General features: G+C 33.4%; 4 protein-coding genes and 1 riboswitch. Of the genes, 3 read left to right on the forward strand and 1 reads right to left on the reverse strand.

Annotated features, from left to right (window positions below):
- Positions 1-465: 465 nt before the first annotated feature.
- Positions 466-1,827 (reverse strand): ATP-dependent protease ATP-binding subunit ClpX, encoded by a 1,362-nt coding sequence (clpX, locus tag AFK68_RS14420; protein ID WP_094671791.1) that lies wholly within the window; start codon positions 1,825-1,827, stop codon positions 466-468.
- A 560-nt stretch (positions 1,828-2,387) separates the two neighbouring features.
- A riboswitch (cobalamin riboswitch) is annotated at positions 2,388-2,570 on the forward strand.
- 27 nt (positions 2,571-2,597) lie between these two features.
- Between clpX and AFK68_RS14425 the strand changes: the two genes are divergently transcribed.
- From AFK68_RS14425 to cobW, 3 genes are all read left to right on the forward strand, one after another.
- Positions 2,598-3,275 carry a HupE/UreJ family protein gene (locus AFK68_RS14425; protein WP_094673408.1) on the forward strand — a complete coding sequence of 226 codons (678 nt, stop codon included), beginning with the start codon at positions 2,598-2,600 and terminating at the stop codon, positions 3,273-3,275.
- Between the two features lie 622 nt (positions 3,276-3,897).
- Positions 3,898-4,302, forward strand: a complete 405-nt coding sequence (locus tag AFK68_RS14430; protein ID WP_094673409.1) for a DUF1636 domain-containing protein — start codon at positions 3,898-3,900, stop codon at positions 4,300-4,302.
- 214 nt (positions 4,303-4,516) lie between these two features.
- Positions 4,517-5,563 carry a cobalamin biosynthesis protein CobW gene (cobW, locus tag AFK68_RS14435; protein ID WP_094673410.1) on the forward strand — a complete coding sequence of 349 codons (1,047 nt, stop codon included), beginning with the start codon at positions 4,517-4,519 and terminating at the stop codon, positions 5,561-5,563.
- Positions 5,564-5,990: the final 427 nt, after the last annotated feature.

The following is a 5,990-nucleotide window of genomic DNA, read 5'->3' on the forward strand; positions in this document are numbered from 1 at the left end:
TTCCCGCGTACCGACTTTTTGTGATGATACCCATTACTTACTCTGGTTAGATATTTAGAAGTATTAGAAACAGATTACTCTTAAAGTTTCATCTCTTGATTTACCAACGCCGAAATAATTGATGATTTATGTACGATAATAGGGTTATTTTTGATTATTGGAGATGTCTAATGTAGAGACGTTCTATAGAACGTCCCTGGGGTTTTAACATTTCGACCATATATCCAATTTTTGTCAAAGACAACAGGGAATATAAAACCTAAATAGACATCTCCAAAAATCAAAAATCAAATCAATTCTTATCCATAAATTATCAATTATTTCTTCCTATTGCCTGTTGCCTGTTGCCTCTTTTCTAGAGATGTCTAATGATTCTTAGTTGAAATTTTACATTTTACATTGACCACAAGGGCTGAAGAATAATTGATGATATCCCATTAAAATCTAATCTCGAACAGACAACTTCTAAGCGGACTCATGTTGTTTATGCCATGCGGGATGCCATAGTAACTCAGCAGTAGAACGTTTGTCTACCATTTCTTTAGTAATAGTGAAGCGGGTAACATCTTGACGCGATGGTAATTCATACATAATATCTAACATTAACTCTTCTAAAATACCTCGTAATGCTCTAGCTCCAGTTTTACGTCTATATGCTTCTTGAGCGATCGCCGTTAGAGCTTCCTTATGAAATTCCAACTTGACATTATCCATCTTCAATAATTTTTGATATTGTTTAACTAAAGCATTCTGTGGTTCGGTTAATATTTTCATTAATGCAGTTTCATCTAATGGGTCAATTACTGTTAAAACTGGCATTCGTCCAATAAACTCTGGTATTAAACCAAATTTTACTAAGTCATCTGGTTCTAAATTTTTCAGTACATTAATATTCCTTTTTTCTTTTGATGGTAAAGCTATACTACCTTGATTAATATTTTCGGTCTGAATAAAACCCAACGATTTTTTTCCCTGTCGTTGTTCAACAATTTTCTCCAGACCCACAAAAGCACCACCACAAATAAACAAAATTGAGCTAGTATCAAGCTGAATAAAATCTTGATAGGGATGTTTACGTCCACCTTGTGGGGGAACATTTACTACTGTCCCTTCCAATATTTTTAGTAAAGCTTGTTGTACTCCTTCTCCAGATACATCTCGCGTGATAGAAGTATGTTCACTTTTACGGGCAATTTTATCTATTTCATCTATATATATAATTCCTCTTTGAGCAGTTTCTATATCCAAATCTGCTACTTGTAATAACCTTAATAAAATATTTTCTACGTCATCTCCTACATAACCAGCTTCGGTAAGAGTTGTTGCATCTGCTACTGCAAATGGTACATCTAGTAGTTCGGCTAAGGTTTGAGCTAATAAAGTCTTACCACAACCTGTGGGACCCATCAAGAGAATATTAGATTTTTGTAATTCCACATCAGAGTCAACACTCTTCTGGGAATAATTTTTTGTTTGGCAACTCAAACGTTTGTAGTGATTGTATACTGCTACTGATAGAACTTTTTTTGCCTCGTGTTGTCCAATTACACGATCGTCTAAATATTGCTTAATTTCTGTAGGTTTGGGAACTTTTTCTAAAGGAATTTTTTTCTTACCTGAATGCCTTTGATTTTCTAATTGTGGTTCTATTAGACTAGCGGAAGTAGTATTTTTGCTAAATTCAAATAATTCTTCTTCTAATATCTCGTTACAAAGTTCTACGCATTCATTGCAAATATAAACCCCTGGACCTGCTATTAATTTGCGGACTTGATCTTGCGACTTACCACAAAATGAACATTTAAGGTGGGAATCGTATCTGGACATATTTGTTTTTTTTCCTTGGTGATGGTGATATTTACTATATGATGAAGGGGTTAAATCGTGTTATTTGAGGATAAGTGCTTGAGTTCAACTCCTTACTTTGGTTATATTGAAGTCGGATTTGATAATTGATACTTCTATTTTATTCTATTTTAAATTATATTCTATATATTTTTATTTGAGGAATTTTAATGTTACATAATAACTAAGTAGATTTGTTTAATTATCCGTAAAATACCCTTCGACATTCACAACAAGGAGGCTAACTAATAACTGAAATGACCTGCTAGGATGTGTCATCAATTAAAGAGGTTGACACCTACAGCATACATACAACCACCTCTTTGTGGAAGCTGTTTTTTCAAGATAATTAGGGGAAGTTCCTTGGAAAAACTTACTCTTATTGATTCGGTGAATGTGCGGGAAAGTAATTACTCGTTATTCTCAATTCTCAATTCTCAATTGATGACACGCCCTAGCTTGAACAAATTTTTGCAGAATAAAATGTGGAAATTTTTGTAAAAATTAAAAGTGATTTGAGTCAGATGAGGAATACTGTGATACGATAACTAATCTATGTTGGATCTAGCGGAGGTCAGCCGTTAGACGTAAGGGGGAAAGTTTGGTGCAAATCCAACGCTGTCCCGCAACTGTGAGATAATTTTAATTTTATATTTTTAATTTTTTAAATATAAAATATAAAATTTATTGAAGCCAGAATGCCCACCAACATTAAAACAAAATCATGAAGACAATACATCTGCGAGGTACGGATGATATATAAACATAGCAAATCTACAAAATTTAGGGCGGAAAATCAGTTTAAGACAATCAAGGCTACTGTAATATTTACCTGTGCAAGTTTAATTTTCTTCAGCACAGTAGAATCAGCAATAGCTCACCATCCAATGGGGGGTATAACACCAGCTAATTTTTGGGAAGGTTTACTTTCCGGTATGGGACATCCCATAATTGGAATCGATCATTTGGCTTTTGTGGTGGCAGTCGGATTAATAGCAGCAACAATCCCTAATGGTATATTAATATTAGCATCTTTTCTCGCTACAGCAATGCTAGGAACAGGTATTCATCTTCTCAGTATTGATTTGCCTTTAACAGAAATAGCTATCGCCTTTTCAGTAGTTGTTTTTGGTGTAATGTTAGCTTTTAAACAAAAGCTAAATACTTTATTACTAATTATTTTTGCTGGTATTGCTGGCATATTTCATGGTTATGCTTATGGAGAAGCAATTATTGGTGCAGAAATGACACCATTATTAGCATATTTGATAGGCTTTACTGCTATTCAATTATTCATAGCATTATTGGCAATGAAGTTTACTGAATTAGTTAGTAATTATTGGCAAAATCAATTCTTGGCTTTAATCCGTTTTTTAGGTTTAGCCATAAGTGCTATTGGAGTGGTGTTTTTCACAAATGCTATATTGTAGCTCAGATAATACTTTTCAAGTTAGTCAGGTACATTTATTTTAGCTTTTCTGAATGACAGCATGATTTGAGGATTAAGGAGATAGAAAGAAGTATTTTATTAACCCTTGAGTAGTTACTCTATTTCACCTAATTAATTACTCTGAATTACTCTGAATTACTCTGAATTTGTCAAAATAATTTTTTCTAAAACCCTGAATTTTCAAGCACAATTTTTTTGGAAGGTTTCTCAAAATCCTCATTACAAAAACAACTTATAACTTCGTTAACAAAGGTCTTAGCTATGATAGCTAAAATCCGCAAGGTAGTTATTTTTTTCCTTTATATTCCTTGTGAAGGTCTTTATTGAAGAAAGTTTTAGGTTGTATATTTTATTTAATTGAATCGCGATGAAACTCCAATCAATTTTACACACCCCAAGTGACTGTGAAGTTTTTGAACAGATTACTCTTAAATAATATTAGGAAAAATAGATTTTCTACACTAAGACTTGACGAACTACAGTCATCCAAAAATCAAACTAGAGGAACAATAAAAGCTAAAATTTTCACCTGAGTAATTTATGTATGAGAATTGCTGTACCACAATTCAATTGATTCCTACAAATTATCAAAAAAAAATAAAATGTCAACGTCACATACTCTATTTGTTTGTACTACTTGTGCCAGTATTTGGCAAGATGGAAAAAGACAAGGTATTAGTGGGGGAGAAAAACTACTGAAACAACTTTCCCAACAGCATCAAAATTGGCAATTAAGTAATAGCTTTTGCATCAAACCAGTAGAATGTATGAGTGCTTGTAGTCACTTTTGTGCTGTTTCTTTTGCTGCTCCTGGTAAGCATACTTATGTATTTGGAGATATACCTTATCAAACTGAAACTGTTTCTGAAATGTCAGAAGCAATATTAGAATGTGCAAGTCTTTATTATTCTAAACCTGATGGATTATTGTCTTGGTCGGAACGACCTGAAAAACTAAAAAAAGGTGTTTTGGCAAGAGTTCCACCGTTAACTTTTGCAGATACTTAAGAAATATAGCAACCTTATTAACACCAGATTCCGAAGTTATGAGGTACAAAATAATTAATAATTAAATAATTCTGCTTTAAAGCCTCTCCTTGAAAGGGAAAAAAATCAATTTTTTCCTTTTAGTAAATCCTTTGCCTAAAAGGGAGGGGTAATTATCAATTATTAATTATCCATTATCCATTAATAAATCCCTATTCCCTAAAATAATAAAATTATGAGTGCTAAAATTCCAGTTACTGTAATTACAGGTTTTCTTGGTAGTGGTAAAACTACGACAATTCGCCATTTATTACAAAATAATCAAGGTCGTCGCATTGCTGTTTTGGTAAATGAATTTGGTGAGGTTGGTATAGATGGAGAGTTACTACGTTCTTGTCAAGTTTGTGATGATGAAGATGTTAATAATAATATTGTTGAACTAACGAATGGTTGTCTTTGTTGCACTGTGCAAGAAGAATTTTTTCCGACTATGCAAGAATTATTAAAACGTCGAGAAAAAATTGATTCTATTTTAATAGAAACTTCTGGGTTGGCATTACCAAAACCTTTGGTACAAGCATTTCGTTGGCCGGAAATTAAGACTTCTGCTACGGTGGATGGTGTTGTGACTGTTGTTGATTGTGAGGCAGTGGCAAATGGTAGTTTGGTTGGGGATATTGATGCTTTGGAAGCTCAACGTCAAGCTGACCCAAATTTAGACCATGAAACACCTATTGAGGAGTTATTTGAAGACCAGTTGGCTTGTGCTGATTTGGTGTTATTAACTAAGGTTGATTCGGTGGATGAAGCTACTTCTAATAAGGTGCAAAATTGGTTGAAGGAACAGTTGCCTAAAACTGTTAAGATAGTTCCTTGTATTGGAGGGGAAATTAATCCTGATTTATTGTTGGGTTTTAATGCTGCTGTTGAGGATAATTTAGATTCTCGTCCTAGTCACCATGATACGGAGGAGGAACATGAACATGATGATGAAGTTAATTCTGTAAATTTAATTTTAGAGCAAGAGTTTGAACCGAAAGAGTTGGTTGAAAAGTTGAAGGGTTTAGTGGCAAATTATGAGATTTATCGGGTTAAGGGTTTTGTGGCAGTGCCAAATAAGTCTATGCGTTTGGTTTTGCAGGGGGTAGGCGATCGCTTTGATTATTTTTATGACCGTCTTTGGCAAAAAGATGAGATTAGGGAAACTAAGTTGGTGTTAATTGGTAAGTTTCTACAAAGAGAAAAGATTCAGTTGGAGTTGAGTAATAACTTTTCTAATTAAGTTAAATATTTTATCCCCTTTTTAGGGGATTTATAATATATAAATAGGGCTTGCTGAAGAAGTCTTTTAGTATTGGTATAAGAGTGATTTTTATCTAAATTTTGAGCAAAAAATCATAAATTTTTGAACCTTTTTGACCTAAAAGTTTGTACTTTTTCCAGACCTAAAAAGGCACTTGGCTTTATCTGTCAAGGCTTTTATATTTAATCAGCAAGCTCTAAATATTTTATTCTCAGTATTTAATTTTAGGGGTGGAAATTTCAACTAAAAGAGTTAGTTGAGCGATCGCTTAATATTTTTTGCGTTGAATAAAAAGTCTAGCGTATGGGCGAGTACCATCCAATAACATAATTGTATCAGAGTTGATTTGAGGATGCAAGCTTTTTTTCCTTCCCACCCCGGCAATTTTTTAGAGCTTAAGAAAATG

The sequence above is a fragment of the Hydrocoleum sp. CS-953 genome (assembly GCF_002260545.1).
GTDB lineage: Bacteria > Cyanobacteriota > Cyanobacteriia > Cyanobacteriales > Microcoleaceae > Trichodesmium.